Origin of the sequence: Flavobacterium aquidurense (genome assembly GCF_002217195.1) — a bacterium.
Classification (GTDB): Bacteria; Bacteroidota; Bacteroidia; order Flavobacteriales; family Flavobacteriaceae; genus Flavobacterium; species Flavobacterium frigidimaris.
This window is the reverse complement of sequence record NZ_MUGR01000031.1, coordinates 62,472-82,924: the sequence shown is the minus strand read 5'-3', so window position 1 is coordinate 82,924 and position 20,453 is coordinate 62,472. Positions and strand designations below refer to the sequence as shown.

Annotated in this window: 17 protein-coding genes; 14 read left to right on the top strand and 3 right to left on the bottom strand. The window is 33.4% G+C overall.

The window, feature by feature from the left end; all coding sequences use genetic code 11:
* Positions 1-141 precede the first annotated feature (141 nt).
* On the bottom strand, positions 142-2,232 hold the full coding sequence (locus B0A67_RS16365; RefSeq protein WP_072963472.1) for an LTA synthase family protein: 2,091 nt from the start codon (positions 2,230-2,232) through the stop codon (positions 142-144).
* Between the two features lie 202 nt (positions 2,233-2,434).
* Between B0A67_RS16365 and B0A67_RS16360 the strand changes: the two genes are divergently transcribed.
* The 11 genes from B0A67_RS16360 (at position 2,435) to B0A67_RS16310 (ending at position 13,245) form a co-directional block, all read left to right on the top strand.
* Positions 2,435-3,100 (top strand): response regulator transcription factor, encoded by a 666-nt coding sequence (locus tag B0A67_RS16360; protein WP_072963469.1) that lies wholly within the window; start codon positions 2,435-2,437, stop codon positions 3,098-3,100.
* Positions 3,101-4,501, top strand: coding sequence for a sensor histidine kinase (locus B0A67_RS16355; protein WP_072963467.1), 1,401 nt, complete (start codon positions 3,101-3,103; stop codon positions 4,499-4,501).
* A 310-nt stretch (positions 4,502-4,811) separates the two neighbouring features.
* Entirely contained in the window at positions 4,812-5,669 is an 858-nt protein-coding gene (hisG, locus tag B0A67_RS16350; RefSeq protein WP_072963464.1) for an ATP phosphoribosyltransferase, read from the top strand.
* Between the two features lie 106 nt (positions 5,670-5,775).
* Entirely contained in the window at positions 5,776-7,059 is a 1,284-nt protein-coding gene (gene hisD, locus B0A67_RS16345) for a histidinol dehydrogenase (protein ID WP_072963460.1), read from the top strand.
* A 92-nt stretch (positions 7,060-7,151) separates the two neighbouring features.
* Positions 7,152-8,198, top strand: a complete 1,047-nt coding sequence (gene hisC, locus B0A67_RS16340) for a histidinol-phosphate transaminase (protein ID WP_072963457.1) — start codon at positions 7,152-7,154, stop codon at positions 8,196-8,198.
* A gap of 109 nt (positions 8,199-8,307) precedes the next feature.
* The gene (gene hisB / locus B0A67_RS16335; RefSeq protein WP_072963453.1) at positions 8,308-9,444 is read left to right on the top strand and encodes a bifunctional histidinol-phosphatase/imidazoleglycerol-phosphate dehydratase HisB; all 1,137 of its coding nucleotides are present in this window, start codon (positions 8,308-8,310) and stop codon (positions 9,442-9,444) included.
* Positions 9,445-9,513: 69 nt separating this feature from the next.
* On the top strand, positions 9,514-10,107 hold the full coding sequence (gene hisH / locus B0A67_RS16330) for an imidazole glycerol phosphate synthase subunit HisH (protein ID WP_072963450.1): 594 nt from the start codon (positions 9,514-9,516) through the stop codon (positions 10,105-10,107).
* A gap of 90 nt (positions 10,108-10,197) precedes the next feature.
* On the top strand, positions 10,198-10,923 hold the full coding sequence (hisA, locus tag B0A67_RS16325; RefSeq protein WP_072963446.1) for a 1-(5-phosphoribosyl)-5-[(5-phosphoribosylamino)methylideneamino]imidazole-4-carboxamide isomerase: 726 nt from the start codon (positions 10,198-10,200) through the stop codon (positions 10,921-10,923).
* A gap of 97 nt (positions 10,924-11,020) precedes the next feature.
* On the top strand, positions 11,021-11,776 hold the full coding sequence (gene hisF / locus B0A67_RS16320) for an imidazole glycerol phosphate synthase subunit HisF (protein ID WP_072963443.1): 756 nt from the start codon (positions 11,021-11,023) through the stop codon (positions 11,774-11,776).
* Positions 11,777-11,909: 133 nt separating this feature from the next.
* Positions 11,910-12,506, top strand: coding sequence for a bifunctional phosphoribosyl-AMP cyclohydrolase/phosphoribosyl-ATP diphosphatase HisIE (gene hisIE, locus B0A67_RS16315; protein ID WP_072963439.1), 597 nt, complete (start codon positions 11,910-11,912; stop codon positions 12,504-12,506).
* A 133-nt stretch (positions 12,507-12,639) separates the two neighbouring features.
* Positions 12,640-13,245 (top strand): hypothetical protein, encoded by a 606-nt coding sequence (locus B0A67_RS16310; RefSeq protein WP_072963436.1) that lies wholly within the window; start codon positions 12,640-12,642, stop codon positions 13,243-13,245.
* Positions 13,246-13,418: 173 nt separating this feature from the next.
* Here B0A67_RS16310 and B0A67_RS16305 read toward each other — a convergent pair whose 3' ends face one another.
* On the bottom strand, positions 13,419-14,117 hold the full coding sequence (locus B0A67_RS16305) for a carbohydrate-binding family 9-like protein (protein ID WP_072963432.1): 699 nt from the start codon (positions 14,115-14,117) through the stop codon (positions 13,419-13,421).
* 180 nt (positions 14,118-14,297) lie between these two features.
* On the opposite strand from B0A67_RS16305, the gene B0A67_RS16300 reads away from it, so the two are divergent.
* A complete protein-coding gene (locus tag B0A67_RS16300) occupies positions 14,298-15,953 on the top strand; it encodes a M1 family metallopeptidase (protein ID WP_072963428.1) in 1,656 nt (551 codons plus the stop codon).
* Positions 15,954-16,183: 230 nt separating this feature from the next.
* Here B0A67_RS16300 and B0A67_RS16295 read toward each other — a convergent pair whose 3' ends face one another.
* Positions 16,184-17,728 (bottom strand): hypothetical protein, encoded by a 1,545-nt coding sequence (locus B0A67_RS16295; protein ID WP_072963425.1) that lies wholly within the window; start codon positions 17,726-17,728, stop codon positions 16,184-16,186.
* A gap of 155 nt (positions 17,729-17,883) precedes the next feature.
* On the opposite strand from B0A67_RS16295, the gene B0A67_RS16290 reads away from it, so the two are divergent.
* Entirely contained in the window at positions 17,884-19,059 is a 1,176-nt protein-coding gene (locus B0A67_RS16290; RefSeq protein ID WP_072963597.1) for a 2-isopropylmalate synthase, read from the top strand.
* A 69-nt stretch (positions 19,060-19,128) separates the two neighbouring features.
* Positions 19,129-20,247 carry a 3-isopropylmalate dehydrogenase gene (gene leuB / locus B0A67_RS16285; RefSeq protein ID WP_072963421.1) on the top strand — a complete coding sequence of 373 codons (1,119 nt, stop codon included), beginning with the start codon at positions 19,129-19,131 and terminating at the stop codon, positions 20,245-20,247.
* Positions 20,248-20,453 lie beyond the last annotated feature (206 nt).

The window sequence follows — 20,453 nt, the reverse complement described above, 5'->3', positions numbered from 1 at the left end:
GAAAGATAATGTACATGATATTGCGAAAAATGAAACCCGTGTAAATCAGTTAAGCCCGAGTCACCCTCATGCCGGTTCAACATCATTTTTCGGATTTATTCGATGCTTTTGGAATTTAATTTTTGAATTTTTAAGCGCAATCTACTTCTGGTATTTCTTATATTTCAACATATCCGAAGCTGTTTGATAGAAAGAAATAGTTTCGTTTATCAAATCCGTTCTTTCTGTTTTCATCGGGATTTCATTATAATCAATTTGATATTCGGGCGCAATACCAGGTTTATTGTTTACTTGCAAATCAAACTGTTTTACTTGTTGTTTAGGGGATAAAATAGTCAAAACATTATCCTTTATTAAACCTAAATCCTGATAAGTCGCAATAAAAGCCCTTGGTTTATAATCGGATTTTAAAACATCCTGCCCGAAAAACTTGCTTTCATAACTAAAATGTAACAATCCGAAAACAGTAGGCATAAGATCAATTTGTGACATGAGCTGATTGTGCTTTTCAGGTTTTCCGGCCGGATCATAAATAAAGGCAGGAATTCTGTATTTGTCTAACGGAAGTTCTGTTTTTCCGGCACTTGATGCACAATGATCGGCAACAATTACAAAAATTGTATTTTTGAACCATGGTTGTTTGCTTGCCATCTCAAAGAATTTTCTCAGCGAATAATCGGTGTATTTTACACCTCCATCACGGGATTTAATATCTCCGGGAATATCAATTTTATCATTAGGATATGTAAAAGGTCTGTGATTGCTGACTGTCATGATATGATTAAAGAATGGTTTGTTTTTCTTTGCTTCTGCATTCATGATTTTAATTGCTTTATTGTACATGTCTTCGTCACAAACTCCCCAAACATTCGAAAATGTAATTTCTTCAGGAGAAAAACTTGATTTGTCTACAATCTGATAACCATTACCGGAATAGAAATCCTGCATATTATCAAAGAAAGCATCTCCGCCGTACATAAATTTTACATTGTAGCCTTTTTGTTTAAAAATTGCTCCGGTCGAAAACTTGTTTTTATTATCCTCTCTTTTTAGTACACTTTCTCCGGCAGTAGGAGGCAAGCATAAAGTCACAGCTTCAAGTCCGCGCACAGTTCTGTTTCCGGCTGCATATAAATTCGTGAATTGCAAACTTTTTTGCGCAAGGCTGTCCAGAAAAGGAGTTATATTTTGTTCGTTTCCATACATTTTCATGAACTCTGCGCTGTAACTTTCTATTGTAATTAAAACTACATTTTTACGATTTTCAGCAGAATCCGAGGCGATTGTTCGTTGAGTAGTTTGTCCTGAGATCGTCGGAAACTGTTGTTTTAGGATTTTGAAAGCTTCCTTATTTGGAAGTGTTTTGTAAAATTCAAAATAATCGAGCTTATTGTTCTCAAAAGCCAGATAAAATTTATACAATCCATTTGCCTGTAATTCATTGACAAATACGTTTTTAGAGTTTTCCGTTTTTACCAATAGAGGTATGGCAATCAAAGAAATAACAAACAAAACAATATAAATGCCGCTAATTTTTAGCTTCTCAATACAAGTCGGGATACTTTCTATGTAGTTTCCGGATCTTTTTAATATAAAATAAGTAAAAATTCCAGTTATCAGAAACAAGGCAGAAAATAGAGGAATCACGGGATAGGATTGCATGATATTCCCGATAACTTCATTGGTGTAAATCAGATAGTTTACCGCAATAAAATTATATTTTACGCCAAATTCATTCCAAAAGAAATATTCGCTTAGACCGTTTTGCAGAATTAGTAAAACGTATAAAAAGATAACAAAAGCAAATAACCAATACCTGATTTTATTTCTCAATTTTGGCAGAAAAAGTAAAAGAGCAAAAAGCGCTGTTTTGATTCCGATAAAAATCAGGACAATATTAGGCAATGCGCCGCCATATTCTGTAATGATACTTTTGCCGGAAGCAACGTATATAAACAGAATTAGTAAAACGCCCAGAATAATGTAACCTGATGGTTTGTTGTATTTTGAATTTGAAATAAAAATAAGGTACAGCCACAGAAAAACGCTCGCCACTACAAAAACAAAGAAGTCTGAGATAAGTCCCAACGAGAAGATTTTCAGGCTTTCAAAAAAAGTAAAAGAACTTTGGGTGATAGGATGAAAAAATAAAACAACTCGCAAGATAAAACTTACAACGAAGTAGAATAAAGCAAGATTGTAAAATGGAGTGAGTTTCTTATAAAAATTCATGGAGTTATTTTTTACTGCAAAATTAATCGGTATACATTAGTTCCTGATTAAGTTCTACTTTTACCTTACTTAACTTTATCTTAATATTCACTTAAGATAGTGTTTTTTATATTATTCTTACAAAATAGGGAGTTTTATGGTTTCAAAATTTTTATCTTTGAACGAATAAAATTTCAATTTTAATCTTAAATTAAATTAGTAAATGCACATTTTAATAGTTGAAGATGAGTTAGGTATTGTTCAGTTTTTGCAGCAGGGCCTGCAAGAAGAAGGATATCAGATTACTACCGCAAATGATGGATCGAAAGGTTTTGAATTAATTCAGGAACAACACTTTGATTTAATCTTACTTGATTGGATGCTTCCTAAAATTAATGGTTTAGACTTGTGTAAAGCAATCCGGATTAAAGATCAAAAAACGCCCATTATTTTTTTAACTGCAAAAGATACGGTTCAGGAAACTATCGAAGGATTAAAAGCAGGAGCTAATGATTATATCAAAAAACCTTTTAGTTTTGAGGAATTGGTAGAACGCATTAAAATTCATTTTAGAAATCAAAAAGGATCAGAGCTTTTAACGTTAGGAACTATTAAAGTTGATTTATCGAAACATATTGTTTTAAAGAACGACGAGGAAATAGCACTTACGCAGCGTGAATTTGAATTGTTGAAATATTTAATTCAGAACAAAGGAAAAGTGTGTACTAGAAACCAAATCCTAAAAGACGTGTGGGAGATTAATTTTGAGTACGATACCGGAGTAATTGATGTTTTTATGAATGCGATAAGAAAAAAACTCAATTTGAAAATTGAAGAAGATTATATTAAAACAATTCGCGGTATTGGTTATATCGCTAACGACTTATAAATGTTGCAACTGTCCTTTAAAAATAGAATTGCCCTAAACTATATCGTCACTACAGGATTGTTGATTGTAGCGGTTTTTTCGGTTATATATTCTATCGTAAAACACACCGTTTACAGTCATATCGATGAGAAAATTAAAGTCGAAATCGAGAATCATCTTGAAGAGATTAAAGAAGTCGATGGTAAAGTAATCCTTATTGATGAAGAAGAATGGAACGAACGCGAACATAATACTGTAGATGTAAATCCTGTATTTGTACAGTTTTTGGATGTAAATAAGAAGATTATCGAAAAAGCACCCAATCTAAAAACACAAACACTTGAATTTAATGATTCCGTGGCAGACTTTGAGTTGTTCGACACCAAAATGGGCGATCATGCGATCAGGCAAATTCAGGTCCCGCTTCATCTGAAAGGCAAAAAAATAGGATACGTAATTGTAGCTATGTCCCTGGCAGATTCAAAAATGGTATTGAATAATTTGTTTGATATAATGTGCTTGTCTTTTCTGGGAATCTTATTATTGTTATTTTTTATCGCCCGTTTTTTTGCAGGCAGAAGTATAAAACCAATAAATGCCATCATAAATACGTCGAAGATTATCACAAAAGACAATCTGAAAGCACGGATTGCGCTCCCCAAAACAAGAGACGAATTGTACCTGCTTTCTAAGACAATAAACAACCTGTTAAATCGTATCGAAGATGCAATTGAACGCGAAAAACAATTTACATCTGATGCATCGCATGAGTTAAGAACACCGCTTACCGTTATTAAAGGAACTCTTGAAGTTTTGATTCGCAAACCTCGTGATAATAAGGAATATGAAGAAAAAATTGATTATTGTATAAAAGAAGTTGATCATTTGAATATGCTTGTAGATCAGCTGCTGTTAATGGCGCGTTTTGAAAATCAAAGTAAAAATATAAAAACAGAATCAGTGTACTTAAATGCTGTAGTTTTAGATGTTTTACAGTTGAATACAGAGAAGATCAATACGAGAGATATTAAGATCAAATTGAATACTCAGGATGATTATTATATTCAGTCGGATAATTTCTTGGTCATTACAATTTTGAGAAATATTATTTCAAATGCGATTAAATACACCAATAACGGTGGAGAAGTAGATATTTCGTTTTTTAAAGAAAATGAAAAAATAGTATGCAAAATTTCAGACAACGGAATTGGAATTGCAAAACAGGATTTAGAATCTGTTTTTAACCCTTTTTTCAGATCCAATTCAACGGATCATCCTGAGATAAAAGGAACCGGATTAGGTTTGTCTATCGTAAAAAGAATTACAGAGTTGCTTCATATCAAGTTTAGAATCGAAAGTGAAATAGGAGTAGGAACTACTGTTGTTTTAGGGTTTAATGAGAATAGAGAATCCTTATATTGAATTGAAAAAAATGAATAAAAATAGTACCACGGCTTTTTTTTAACAATAAACTATCGTTAAGTTAAATTAAAAATTGCTTTTTTATGAAATTAACTAGTATATTTGCAAACGAATCAAAGGATTATAAAATAAACCAAGTCATGATTTCTATTCAATTACATCACCATCATTTTCATTATTGCTCTCAAGCGATGTGTTAATGATATGCATGTAAATCATCATATTTTAAAACCCGTTTGAGTACATCAAACGGGTTTTTTAATTCCAATTCTTTGTACTCAAACTATTAATCCAAGAAAACTAAAAAAAAATGAGTACGTTAAAAATTGCAATTCAAAAATCAGGTCGTTTAAACGAAGACAGCATTCAAATTCTAAAAGATTGCGGTATTTCGATCAACAACGGAAACGATCAGTTAAAAGCTGAAGCTTCAAATTTTCCTTTAGAAGTTTTATACCTGAGAAATTCAGATATTCCACAATATTTAATAGACGGAGTTGTAGATCTTGCTATTGTTGGAGATAATCTACTAGTAGAAAAAGGAAAACATATTGAGGTAATTCAAAAACTTGGATTTTCAAAATGCAAGGTTTCTGTTGCTGTTCCTAAAACATTCGAATACAATTCTATTCAGGATCTGGCAGGTTTAAGAGTTGCTACTTCTTATCCAAATACAGTAAAGGAATACTTTAGTTCTTTTGGATTAACAGTTGATATTCACCAAATTTCAGGTTCTGTAGAAATTGCTCCAAACATTGGTCTTGCCGATGCTATTGTAGATATTGTTTCAAGCGGAAGCACATTATTCAAAAATAATTTAAGAGAAGTAGAAGTAATTCTTAAAAGTGAAGCTGTCTTGGCAGTGTCACCAAAAGTTTCTCCGGAAATTCAAAAACACATCGATACTTTAAAATTCAGGATACAATCTGTTTTAAGGGCCAGAAATTCAAAATACATCCTGATGAACGTCCCAAATGATAAGATTGATGAAATTGGTAAAATTTTGCCGGTTTTACGAAGCTTAACAGTTTTGCCATTGGCTCAGGAAGGATGGAGCAGTGTACACTCAGTAATTGATAAAGACACTTTTTGGGATGTAATCGATAAATTAAAAGAAGCCGGAGCCGAAGGGATTTTAGTTTGTCCAATTGAGAAAATGGTTCTTTAATGCGCTTTGCGCGCTTTAGGCAGTAAGCTTTAAGCTTTATGCTAAAAAAAAACACAAAGTTAATAAAGCTAATGGCGTAATGCCTATAGCTTAAAGCAAAAAAACAATGAATAAAATAGACAATCCAAAACCAGATACCTGGTCAGAAATATTAAAAAGACCTACCAAAACGATTGATGATATTGAAGTTACTGTTAAAGAGATCTTCAAAGAAGTTCAGAAAAAAGGAGACGAAGCTGTAGCAAAATACACTTCAATTTTTGACGGGATTGCTTTAGAGAATTATGAAGTTTCGCCAGAAGAAATTCAGGAAGCAGTTAGTTCTATTTCTACAGAATTAAAAGAAGCGATTCAATTGGCGAAAGGCAATATATTAAAGTTTCATACGGCTCAGAAAACCGAAAGAATCTCAATAGAAACTACCGAAGGAGTAAATTGCTGGCAGGAGAAAAGACCTATTCAGAAAATCGGATTGTATATTCCGGGCGGAACTGCACCGTTATTTTCAACGGTTTTGATGTTGGCTGTTCCTGCTGAAATTGCAGGCTGCAAGGAAATCGTTTTATGTTCACCACCGGATAAAACGGGAAAAATAAATCCTGCGATTTTATATGCAGCTCATTTATGCGGTGTTACTAAGATTTTAAAAGTAGGCGGTATTCAGGCGATTGCAGGAATGACATTTGGTACCAAATCTATTCCTAAAGTATATAAAATTTTTGGACCCGGAAATCAGTTTGTAACTGTAGCAAAACAATTGGCAACTCAGTTTGGAGTAGCCATTGATATGCCTGCAGGACCTTCAGAATTGTTAGTTGTGGCTGACGATACAGCTGTTCCGGCATTTGTCGCTTCTGATTTGTTGTCGCAGGCAGAACACGGAACAGACAGTCAGGTAATTTTGGTTTCGACTTCGAAAAAATTGATAGATGCTGTCGAAAAAGAGGTTCAAAGTCAGATTGAAGAACTTCCAAGAAAAGAAATCGCCAAAAAGGCCATTGAAAATTCGAAATTGATTTACGTTAAAAATGATCAGATTGCATTAGATTTAATCAATGAATACGGACCGGAGCATTTTATTATCTGTTCAGAATTTGATGATTTTTATTGCAATGGAGTCTTAAACGCAGGTTCAGTTTTTATTGGAAATTATACTCCGGAAAGTGCGGGGGATTATGCTTCAGGAACCAATCACACATTGCCAACAAACGGATACGCGAAGAATTACAGCGGAGTGAATTTAGATAGTTTTATGAAATCGATGACCTTCCAGAAAATTTCAGAAAAAGGAATTCAAAACATAGGAAAGGCGATTGAAATTATGGCTGAAGCCGAAGGTTTGCAAGCGCATAAAAATGCTGTAACGTTGAGATTGGCTAGTTTAGAGTAAAGGAAATAGAACATAGAATAAAGAAAAGAGATTAAAGAATATAGAATTAAGTCTATTCTCTATTTTCTATACTCTTCTTAAAAATTACGATAATGGAATTCAATATAAACAACATAACACGTGAAAACGTGAAAATATTAAAGCCTTATTCATCTGCCAGAGATGAGTTTGAAGATTTTGATACTGCCAAAATGATTTTTTTGGACGCGAATGAAAATCCATTTCAAAATGGAGTAAATCGTTATCCTGATCCACAGCAGAATTCAGTTAAAGCAATTCTGGCTAAAAATAATAATGTAAAGTCTAGTCAGATTTTATTAGGAAACGGAAGTGATGAAGTATTAGATTTACTTTTTAGGGCTTTCTGTGAACCGAAAACTGACAATATTATTTCATTGCCGCCAACATACGGAATGTACAGTGTTTTGGCGAATATTAATGCTGTTGAAAACAGAGAAGTTTTGCTTTCGGCAGATTTTCAGCCACAAGTAGAAAAGATTTTAGATGCTGTTGATGATAATACTAAAATTATCTTTTTATGCTCGCCAAACAACCCAACCGGAAATTCTTTTTCAGATGAAAGTGTAGTGAAATTGCTTCAGAATTTTAAAGGTTTGGTGGTAATTGATGAAGCTTATATCGACTTTTCGGACAGAGAAAGCTGGTTGACAGAAATTGATGAATATCCAAATTTAGTAATTACACAAACGCTTTCAAAAGCATATGGCCTGGCAGGAATTCGTTTGGGGATTTGTTATGCTTCAGAAGCTGTGATTTCTGTTTTGAATAAAATTAAACCTCCGTATAATGTAAATGAATTAACGCAGCAAAGAGCAATTGTTCGTTTAAACGATTCAGAAAAAATAAAACAGGAAATAAGCTCTATTATTGAGCAAAGAGAAGAGTTACTTAAAGTTTTACTGGAAGTTAGTTTTGTTGAAAAAGTATATCCAACAGAAGCTAATTTTGTCTTGGTAAAAGTAGATAATGCGAATAAAAGATACGATGAATTAATAGCAAAAGGAATTGTAATTCGCAACAGAACAACGCAGCCTTTATGCGAAAACTGCCTTCGTTTTACGATTGGAATCCCAGAGGAAAATGCAGTTTTAATTAGAGAATTGAAGTTATTGAAATAGAAAAAACAGAATAAGAATAAAGAATAAAGAAAAGGATGTAAGAACTTTAGAAATAGAATGAAAAGTCTATTCTCTTTTCTCTATCTTCTTTATTCTTAAAAAATAAAATATGAAAAAAGTACTTTTTATCGATCGTGACGGAACGATTGTGTTAGAACCTGAAAATTATCAGTTAGATGCTTTGGAGAAAGTAGAGTTTTACCCAAAAGCTTTTCAATATTTGGCTAAAATTGCCAATGAATTAGATTACGAATTGGCTATGGTGACCAATCAGGACGGATTAGGAACCGATAGTTTTCCGGAAGATACGTTTTGGCCAACGCAAAATTTCATTTTAAAAGCTTTTGAAAATGAAGGTGTTTTGTTTGATGATATTTTTATCGACAGGTCATTTCCTGAAGACAATGCGCCAACACGTAAGCCGAGAACCGGAATGCTGACCAAATATATTGATAATCCGGAGTATGATCTGGCTAATTCTTTCGTTTTGGGAGATCGTTTGACAGATATTGAACTGGCTAAGAATCTGGGCGCAAAAGCGATTTTTATCAATGATAATGATGGGATTGGAAGTAATGAAATCTCATCGAAACGCGAAGAATTAGACGAAACTATTATTCTTCAAACCATGAGCTGGAAGGAAATTTACGAGTTTTTGAAACTGGAGGCACGTTCCGCTTCAATTACCCGTAAAACCAATGAAACGGATATCTTTATTGATTTAAACCTTGACGGAACCGGAAAGAGTAAAATCGAAACGGGAATTGCTTTTTTTGATCATATGTTAGATCAGATTGCGCGTCACGGGCAGATGGATTTGGAAATTTTGGTAAAAGGCGACCTTGAAGTCGACGAACACCACACAATTGAAGATACTGCAATTGCTTTAGGTGAAGTTTTTGCCAAAGCATTAGGAAACAAATTAGGAATAGAACGTTACGGTTTCTGTTTGCCAATGGATGATTGTTTAGCGCAGGTTGCTATTGATTTCGGAGGAAGAAACTGGCTGGTTTGGGAAACTGAATTCAAACGAGAAATGGTAGGCAAAATGCCAACAGAAATGTTTTACCATTTCTTTAAATCGTTCTCTGACGGTGCAAAAGCTAATATCAACATCAAAGCCGAAGGAACAAACGAACACCACAAAATTGAAGCGATTTTCAAAGCTTTTGCAAAAGCTATAAAAGTGGCAGTAAAAAGAGATACAGAGAAAATGATTTTGCCTTCGACGAAGGGAATGTTGTAGAAACGCATTAAGCTATAAGCAATAGGTATTGGGCCTAAAGCTTAGAGCTTAAAGCTTAAAGTTTTTTTAATGAAAATAGTAATAATAAATTACGGGGCGGGAAATATTCAGAGCATTATGTTTGCTATTGAAAGGCTTGGTTTTAAAGCTGTTTTAAGTAATAATCCGGAAGAAATTCAGGCAGCTGACAAAGTGATTTTTCCTGGAGTTGGCGAAGCCAGTTCTGCGATGAAAAAGCTAAAAGAAAGCGGATTGGACAGTTTGATTCCAAATTTGAAGCAGCCGGTTTTGGGTATTTGCCTTGGAATGCAGTTAATGTGTAACTCGTCACAGGAAGGAAATACGAAAGGTTTAGGGATTTTTGATACAGATGTGATTAAATTCACTCCAAAAGTAAAAGTACCGCAAATGGGATGGAATCAGATTTATGATTTAAAATCAGATTTGTTTAAAGGAATTCCGGATAATGAATTCATGTATTTGGTGCATAGTTTTTATGTTCCAAATTGTGCTGAAGCCATTGCTACAACAAATTATGAGCTAGAATATGCATCAGCATTGAAGCAGGATAATTTTTATGGAACACAGTTTCATCCTGAGAAAAGTGGGGCTGTTGGGGAGAAGATTTTAGATAACTTTCTTAAATTAAATTCGAATATTTAAATTCCAAATGCAATAACATATCAAAAATCAATTTCAATCAAAATATCAGTTTTAAGAAATCTAAAATCTGAACTTTAAAATAGTAAAAGCATGAGAATAATACCAGCTATAGATATCATCGACGGAAAATGTGTTCGCTTGTCAAAAGGGGATTATGATACTAAAATAATTTACAATGAAAATCCACTTGAAGTAGCGAAATCATTCGAGGCACACGGAATCGAATATTTGCATTTAGTAGATTTAGATGGTGCAAAATCTAGTAAAATTGTCAATTATAAAATCCTGGAACAAATTGCAACACAAACAAGTCTGCAGATTGATTTTGGAGGCGGTTTAAAATCAGATGATGATCTGAGAGTAGCTTTCGAAAGCGGTGCAAGTCAGATTACAGGCGGAAGTATTGCGGTGAAAAACAGAGCAATTTTTGAAAAATGGATATCAGAGTACGGTTCAGAAAAGATTATTCTGGGTGCTGACGCTAAGGATGAAAAAGTGGCTATTTCCGGCTGGTTAGAAGATTCAGATGAAGATTTGATACCGTTTATCCAACAATATCAGACAAAAGGAATTCAGTATGTTATTTGTACCGATATTGCAAAAGACGGAATGCTTGAAGGCCCTAGTTTTGATTTGTATAAAAAAATATTAGCTGAAGCTAATGGCATAAAGCTCATCGCTTCCGGTGGAATTTCGACTTTTGACGAATTGCCTAAATTAGCTGAATTAGGCTGTGAAGGTACAATCATTGGGAAAGCGATTTACGAAGGAAGAATTACTTTGAAACAATTAGAAAACTATATTTTAAATAAATAGAAATTTCGCAAAGATGCACAAAGTTAAACGCAAAGATTCACAAAATTTTGCGTAGCTCTGAGAATCTTTGCGAATCTTTGTGAAACAACTAATAGAAATGCTTGCAAAAAGAATCATACCCTGTTTGGATATTAAAAACGGAAGAACCGTAAAAGGTGTTAATTTTGTTGACTTGCGTGATGCAGGTGATCCGGTTGAACTGGCAGAAATTTACTCGGCAGAAGGTGCGGATGAATTGGTTTTTCTTGATATTTCGGCTACGGAAGAACGTCGTAAAACGTTGGTCAATATGGTGCGAAGTGTGGCAGAGAAAATCAACATTCCGTTTACTGTTGGGGGCGGGATTTCATCTGTGGAAGATGTTGAAATTCTGTTGAATAATGGTGCAGATAAAGTTTCGATCAATTCGTCAGCAGTAAAAAATCCGCAGTTGATCAATGATTTGGCTCAAAAATTCGGAAGTCAATGCGTTGTTGTTGCAATCGATGCCAAACAAATTAACGGACAATGGATCGTGCATTTGGTTGGTGGAAAAGTACCAACGGAACTGAATTTATTCGACTGGGCTGTTGAAGTCGCAGAACGTGGCGCCGGAGAAATTCTATTTACCTCAATGGACAATGACGGAACTAAAAATGGTTTCGCAAATGAAGCTTTAGCTAAATTGTCCCAATTGATAAATATTCCGATAATAGCTTCCGGAGGTGCGGGAAATATTCAGCATTTTGTAGATTCTTTTAAAGTAGGTAAAGCAGATGCTGCTTTGGCTGCGAGTGTTTTTCACTTTAAAGAAATTGAAATAAAAAAGTTGAAAGAAGAATTGAGAAATAACGATATTGAAGTAAGATTGTAGAAAAATCATATTTAAATTTCAAATTCCAATTGCAATATCAATAATTAATCAAAATATTAATTTAAAAATCTAAAATAAAAACATACAGAGTGCAAAAAAATCTAAAATCTGAACTCTAAAATCTAAAACAAATATGGACATAGATATAAAAAGCGCACACGGATTGATTCCGGCAATTATTCAGGATTCAGAAACAAAAAATGTTCTGATGTTGGGATATATGAACGAAGAATCGCTTCAAAAAACACTAGAAACACAAAAAGTAACTTTTTTCAGCCGATCCAAACAAAGACTTTGGACAAAAGGCGAGGAGAGTGGTAATTTTTTGAATCTTGTTGATATTAAAAATGATTGCGATGGCGATACACTTCTAATTCAGGCAAAACCTGTGGGACCAACATGTCACACTGGTGCTGACACATGCTGGCAGGAAGAAAACAAGGAAAACTACGGTTTTATTTCTCAATTAGAAAATACTATCAAAACCAGAAGAGAGAATGCCGATTCTGAGAAAAGTTATGTGGCTTCGTTATTCGAAAAAGGAATCAATAAAATTGCACAAAAAGTTGGTGAAGAAGCAGTAGAAGTGGTTATTGAAGCCAAAGATGATAACGATGATTTGTTCTTAAGCGAAAGCGCTGATTTGTTATTTCATTACTTGATTTTACTTCAGGCAAAAGGTTTTCAGCTGAATGATGTTGTTGATGTTTTGAAGAAACGTCAGAAGTAGTTTTAAAGATTGTTTCAGCACAATCTTGTCAGACTGCGCTAAGTCGAAGTCATGTTTACACAATAGCTTTTCAGAACTTCGACTTTGCTCAATCTAATAAAAAAGTATTATTTTAGCTAAAAGGAATAATTCTATGAAACTATTTGTATGCCTGTTTTTATTTTTGCTTCCAATTTTGAATTATGGATTCAAAAAACGTGAATTACCTTATTCAATTGTTATTTCAAAAGCAGATTTAATTGTTGATGGAACCATTTCTAAGGTTTCAAAAAATGAATACGAATTTGAGATAAGTCAATTTGTAAAAGGAAAATCTGGCTCAAAAATTAAAGTTCTAATTTGGAAAGAATGGTTATGCGATCCAAGGATTAAAGAATTAAAAAGCGGTCAGAGACTTATTCTGTTTTTAGAAAAAACTTCTTATGGTAATTTTGCTCCAATTAATGATAGTACTGGAGAAATATACATTGATAATGATTCTTTTATAAATATATTTCTTCCTAAAGAGTTTACTAATCCTAAAGTTTTAAAAGAAGGAATTGCTATGTTTTTACAAACTTATAAAGTTTATGGAGATCTAAATGATCGGCTTTTGCAAAACATTCATATTCAGTCTAATAAGTCTATATTTGAAATTTATAAAATGAAAGAAGATAATAAGGTTTTTAAATTTTTAGTTAGTAATGATGTACCTTATTCTGAAGTTAAATTTAATTTGATACCACAGTTTATCAATTAAATATTAGAAAAAAGTACTTCACAAATACAAATTCCGGTTTATTAAATCACTTTGCGGGACTTCGACTTAGCTCAGCGTGCTAAAAATTTCTATTAATAAAAAAGAATAAAAAATCCGTGTAAGATCCGCGTCTTCGCGTAGCGAATCCGTTTCATCTGTGTGCCATCTCAACGCTACTCCACAAATTCAAAAACTGCAAATTCCTCAGGCTGATGAAATCCATGATTTAAACTCTTATAATATTGTAATGCAAGATATTCAGTTGTTTTACCATAATCAATTCTAAAGGTATTTCCTCTCCATTTTGTTCCAGCTTCCGGTTTAGTGAAATTTCCATTTTTAATCTTTTCTAAGCTCGAAAACGGAATTTTAATTTCAGTATCAAAACCTTCGGGAGTTATTTTGCTTACAGTTTCCATTCCTTTTATATCAAAAGCCAAAGAAGCTTTCCATCCGCCGCAATTGGGTGAAATGCAGGTAACTAACAGATCATAATTTGATGAAAAAGCATTTACTCCAATTTCAACGTAATTCTGACCATCTCCGTCAGGATCAATAAAAATCTCTACCAGATCATCTGTATTAAAAATTTTGGAATCTTTTTTCTGAGCGTATCCAATTATTTTAGAATCTCCTGACCGATAAGCGATGTAAAGGTTTTCATTATTCCACGAAAGGGAAACAAAGGTATTTTGCGTTGCTTTTTCTCCCGAATTATGAATTACAAAAGGGCCTGAAAATGGCATTTTCCAGTCTGATAAATCACCATCAATCTTTATTTCATTGCCTATTTTATAAACCGGAATAGTTTGTGAGTGAGCCGTTACGTTATAGATAAAAAATAAGAAAGCGGTAATTGTAGTAATTTTCATAAGTAATTCAAATGATTTGGATCGGCTAAAATACAGAAGAATAAATTAATTTTAACACTAAATTTTCCGAATCAAGATTACAATATCATTCAAAACTTGATTCGAATGTTTACATTTGTTAAAGTTTAAGCAGATTTAAAAACCTTCTTAATATCGTTTAAAAGAAAATATTTACTTCGTATGAAAAAATACTTTGGCGGCGTTTTTATCGCCTTTTTGTTTGGTTTTACAGCTAATGCTCAGGGACTTTTGAATAAATCAGAAGCGATTTTTACGCATCAGGATTCTTTACGCGGAAGCATTACAAAAGAAAGAGTTTGGTGGGATTTAAAATATTATCATTTAGATGTAAAAGTAAATCCAAAAGACAAAACCATTACAGGTTCAAATACTGTTCGTTATACAGTTTTAAAAGACTACAATAAAATGCAGATTGATTTGCAGGAACCTATGCAGATCTACAAAGTAACGCAAGATGGAAAAGAATTGAAATTTGAAAGAGACGGAAACGCTTTTTTCATTCAATTAACAGCGGCACAAAAAGTGGGTGAGACAAACGAAATCGTAATTTCATTTGGCGGAAAACCTAAAGAAGCTGTCAATCCGCCTTGGGATGGTGGAATTACCTGGAAAAAGGATAAAAACGGAAAAGACTTTATTGCTTCATCTTGTCAGGGATTAGGCGCCAGTGTCTGGTGGCCAAACAAGGACCATATGTATGACGAAGTCGAAAATATGCTGATTAGTGTGAATGTTCCGGGAGATTTAACGGATGTTTCTAATGGAAGGCTGAAAAGCGTTAAAAAAGAAAAAGACGGCACGAAAACTTTTAATTGGTATGTTTCGAACCCAATTAACAATTATGGTGTTAATATCAATATTGGCGATTATGTAAATTTTTCTGAGAAGTATAAGGGAGAAAAAGGCGATTTAGATTGTAGTTACTATGTTTTAAGAGATAATCTGGCAATTGCAAAAGAACATTTTAAAGACGCTCCAAGGATGCTAAAAGCTTTTGAAAACTGGTTTGGACCGTATCCGTTTTACGAAGACAGCTATAAATTGGTAGAAGCACCTTATTTAGGAATGGAGCATCAAAGCAGTGTGACTTACGGGAATGATTATAAAATGGGATACCGCGGGAAAGATTTAAGCGGTACCGGATGGGGATTAAAATTCGATTTTATAATTATTCACGAATCCGGACATGAATGGTTTGCCAATAACATTACCTATAAAGATATTGCAGATATGTGGGTTCATGAGAGCTTTACTAATTATTCTGAAAGCCTTTTTGTTGAATATTATTACGGAAGAGATGCAGGCGCAGAATATGTGATCGGGTGCAGAAGAAACATTCAGAATGATAAACCTATTATTGGTCATTATGATGTAAATAATGAAGGATCCGGAGATATGTATCCAAAAGGTGCTAATATGCTGCATATGATTCGTCAGGTGATTAATGATGATGCAAAATGGAAATCAATTTTAAGAGGTTTAAACAGTACTTTTTACCATCAAACTGTTACAGGTAAACAAATTCAGGAGTATATCAATATGCAATCAGGGATCAATTTTAACAGGGTTTTTGCGCAGTATTTAACCACAACCCAAATTCCGGTTTTTGAATATATTTTTAAAAACGGATCTTTTGGATATCACTGGACCAACTGTGTTGCGAAATTTGATATGCCGGTAAAAGTAATCCTAAACGGCGAAGAAATATGGTTGAAACCCACGACAGAATGGAAGTCAGAAAAAACGACAAGCGACAAACGTACAGTTGAAGTAGATAAAAATTTCTATGTAAAAAGCTCTAATATTGTGGAATAAATTTTTTAGAAATTCCAAGATAAAAAAATCCCAAATTCCAATTGTGTTGGAGTCTGGGATTTTTTACGTTTTATTGGTAAACCCTACAGTTTTTTGAAACATGTAGGGTTTAGTTTTTAGTGTAAAGTGTGTGATTTCGACTGAGGGAGAAATAAAAAAAAGGTCTGAAAACCATGTTTTTTTAGACCTTTTTGGAATTTTGGATTTTTGTTTTTTGGAATTTTGCCCGCCTAACGGCTATTCAATTTTGCTTTTTCCTTAATAATATCAGCAATTTTGCGATTCTCTATTTTACTTTCCAGCCAAGAAATGATATCCAGATACAAGAAAGCTCTTTTTTCGTAAGTGTTCTTTTCAAGTTCAACAAAACGGGCATGCATTTTTTTGAATTCTTTCTTAATATCCGCAGGATAAAAGTTATTTAAGTTTCTCAGAAACTTAATGATTTCCTTTTGAACTTCATGTAAGTCGTTCATTTTGAGCAGAAACTTATAAGTGCTTTTCAGGTGATTTTCAAGGTAATAATCCTTTCCTAATTCATAATGCGCGATCAAAGACAAAAGTCTCGCAAAACACATTAAATCCTCACGCATGCTTAAGTTTCTGTTGTTGATGATTTTATCCAGATAATAAATGCATTCATTGTACTTCTCGTTTCCAAAATAAATAGAAGCAATTTTATAGAAAAACAACATCTCGTGATGTTCATCAAGATGTTCGCTGTGAATTTTAATCTTCTCTAAAATCTCAGGAATCAAATATTCACTTTCTGCAAAAGTACCTTCCAGAATATGATAATTCAGCTTATTGTTATAAAGATATAAAAATGAAAGCGAGGCAATGTTATCGTTTACCGGGAATTTAGGATCTTCAATTGTTTCTTCTAAAAGCGTTAAATATTTTTTGAAATTCGATTTGTATTTCAACATATACAAAGACTCCAGAAAATAATGGTTTCCTTTAAGGAAAAACACCGGATTCTGATAAATCATGTTCGGATTATCGTAAAACAATCTTACCCATTTATAAGCAAACTTATAACTCGCCAGAAAGTCCTGAACTAGAAAACTTCGCCATAGATTGGCGTTGTAAAACCAATATTTCTCGCGGAAGCCAAATTTGCTTTCATCCAGTTTCGCAATATGTTTATTAAAATAATCATCAATATAAGTATACTCTTCATCATTTTTTACATAACCGGTTTTCAACATGATTCCGTAAAGCTGAAGTGATAAATTAGATAATTTACTGGAGATTGTATTGCGATAGTTCAATTCTTTAGCCTGAATCACCAATTCATCGGCACGTCCCTGAATACTACGGGTAATATATTGTGATTCGATTAGTTTTTCGAATTCTACAATCTCATACGCCATATATTTCTCATCATTTTCAAGCGCAATGATTTTTGTCTTGTCCAGAATTTTCAAACTCTGTTTGTATAAACCTTTATTGTATAAAATACCTGCAAAATCTATCTGTTCCCGTAATTGATAACGAATGTTCTGACTCGGAATATTCAATCTGATACTTACCAGAATTTGTTTGTATAAGTATGATTTTAAGTTAGATAGCTGTACTTTTTTAATGATCCCGCTTTTCAGAATAAGCTTTTCATCATAGTTTTCAGATTTATCTAAAATATTAAATAATTCGATGAATTTAGTATTAGAACTCGTCTCTAAACGGCTTGCAAAAATCTTAAACTGTCTTTTTTCGGATTTAGAAAGTGATTTTATTAATACAAATAAGAAATCTTTTTGATGGTTAGCCATTGTAAAATATAATAATATAACTTATTGGTTTTTAGTAGATTAACACGTTATAAATTGCGTTATGAACAGTATAATTTCATTAAAATGAATTTCGTACTGAAGAAGTACAATATATATTTGTTATCAAGATGTGAAATTACATTAAATAAATGAATATGAATAGAGAGAAAGTTCAAATTTTTGACACCACTTTGCGCGACGGCGAACAAGTTCCAGGATGTAAGTTAGATACTAAGCAAAAATTAGTTATCGCAGAACGACTTGATAAAATGGGAGTTGACGTTATCGAAGCAGGTTTTCCTGTGTCAAGTCCGGGCGATTTTTTATCGGTCTCTGAGATTTGTAAAATTGTAGAAAATGCAACCGTCTGCGGACTAACAAGAGCCGTAAAAAACGACATTGATGTTGCTGCAGCTGCCTTAAAGCATGCTAAAAGACCTAGAATCCACACAGGAATCGGAACATCTGAATCTCACATACTCCATAAATTAAATACCACAAGAGAAGATATTATCGCCAGAGCAAAATATGCTGTAGCTCATGCAAAATCTTATGTAGAAGATGTTGAGTTTTATGCAGAAGATGCCGGAAGAACAGATAACGCATTCCTTGCGAAAGTTTGTGAAGAAGTGATCAAATCCGGAGCTACCGTATTGAATATCCCTGATACAACAGGATATTGCTTACCGGAAGAATACGGAGCGAAGATTAAATATCTAAGAGAAAACGTAAAAGGAATCGAAAACGTGATCCTTTCATGTCACTGTCATAATGATTTAGGAATGGCAACTGCAAACTCTATTGCAGGTGCTATAAATGGAGCAAGACAAATAGAATGTACTATTAATGGTATAGGAGAAAGAGCAGGAAATACAGCACTTGAAGAAGTAGTAATGATCTTTAAACAACACCCTTACTTAAATCTTGATACCAATATCAATACAAGAGAATTAAACGAAATGAGCCGATTGGTTTCTGAAAGTATGGGAATGATCGTGCAGCCAAACAAAGCTATTGTTGGTGCTAATGCTTTTGCACACAGCTCAGGAATTCACCAGGATGGTGTAATCAAAAACAGAGCAACGTACGAAATCATGGATCCGCTTGATGTTGGTGTAAACGAATCATCAATTATCCTGACAGCAAGAAGCGGAAGAGCTGCTTTGGCTTACCGTGCTAAAAAGGTAGGTTACGAATTGACAAAAGTGCAATTGGATATTGTATACATTGAATTTTTGAAATTTGCTGATATCAAAAAAGAAGTTATCGATGCAGATATTCATCAAATTATTGAAGCTTCTAAAATCGAAGGAGATTTAGTAAGAAGCTAGTTGAAAAGAGAACAGAAGAAAGAAGAAAGAGAAAAAATCAAAATTTAAATACATAAAGAACGAGGCATTATGAATTTGAAAATAGCAGTTTTACCAGGAGACGGAATTGGACCAGAGGTAATCGCACAGGCCAAAAAAGCATTATATGCAATAGGCGAGGTGTACAATCATGAATTTGTTTTTGAGGAAGCTCTTATGGGCGCAATTGCTATTGACAAAACAGGAAATCCGCTGCCGGAGCAAACACTAAATCTTTGTCTGAATACAGATGCCGTTTTGTTTGGGGCAATTGGAGATCCTAAATATGACAATAATCCTAATGCAAAAGTTCGTCCGGAGCAGGGATTATTGAAACTTCGTAAAGAATTAGGTCTGTTTGCAAACATTCGTCCTATAAAACCGTACAAATCATTAATTGATGCTTCCCCTTTAAAAAGAGAAATTATCGACGGAGCTGATTTTACTATATTCAGAGAATTAACCGGTGGTGCTTATTTTGGAGCAAAGACATTAAATGAAGAAGGAACACATGCTTCGGATTTATGTGAATATTCAGAAGAAGAAATTACCAGAATTGCACATTTAGCTTTTAAGTCAGCACAAAACCGACGCAAAAAGCTGACAATGGTTGACAAAGCAAATGTTTTGGAAACCTCAAGATTATGGAGAAAAGTAGTTCAGAAAGTAAGCCTTAATTATCCGGATGTAGCTTTAGATTTTTTATTTGTGGATAACGCAGCAATGCAATTGATTTTGAATCCAAAACAATTTGATGTGATTTTGACAGAGAATTTGTTTGGAGATATTTTATCAGATGAAGCAAGTGTTATTACAGGATCTATCGGATTATTGGCTTCAGCTTCTTTGGGAGAAAAAAATGCACTTTTCGAGCCAATTCATGGTTCTTATCCTCAGGCAAAAGGAAAAAATATTGCCAATCCAATTGCTTCAATTTTATCAGCGGCGATGCTGTTAGAACATTTTGGTTTATTCAAAGAAGCAAATGTAATTTATCAGGCGGTTGAAAAAGCAATCGAATATAAAGTCGTTACAATTGACCTGAAACCAGATTCAAAATTCGGTACAAATGAAGTAGGGGAGTTTGTTTCTAATTTTATTTTCAGCAAAGATGACTTGCTTTATTTTAATAATGACAATGTTCATATTGGTCAGTCGACAATTGTTTAAGGTTTTTATTAAAATGATGAAATAAATAACAAGAAGTATGTGAAATGTTGAGATTTTATTTTTTTAGTCGTATAAGTTTTCATACTTTTGTGACACTAAAAAAATAAATGATGCAAATCTCAATTATTATTACTTCTGTCGTTGTTGTCAATGTGATTCACACATCTGCATCGGGAATGGTATAAATATAATTGAAAAAATATATT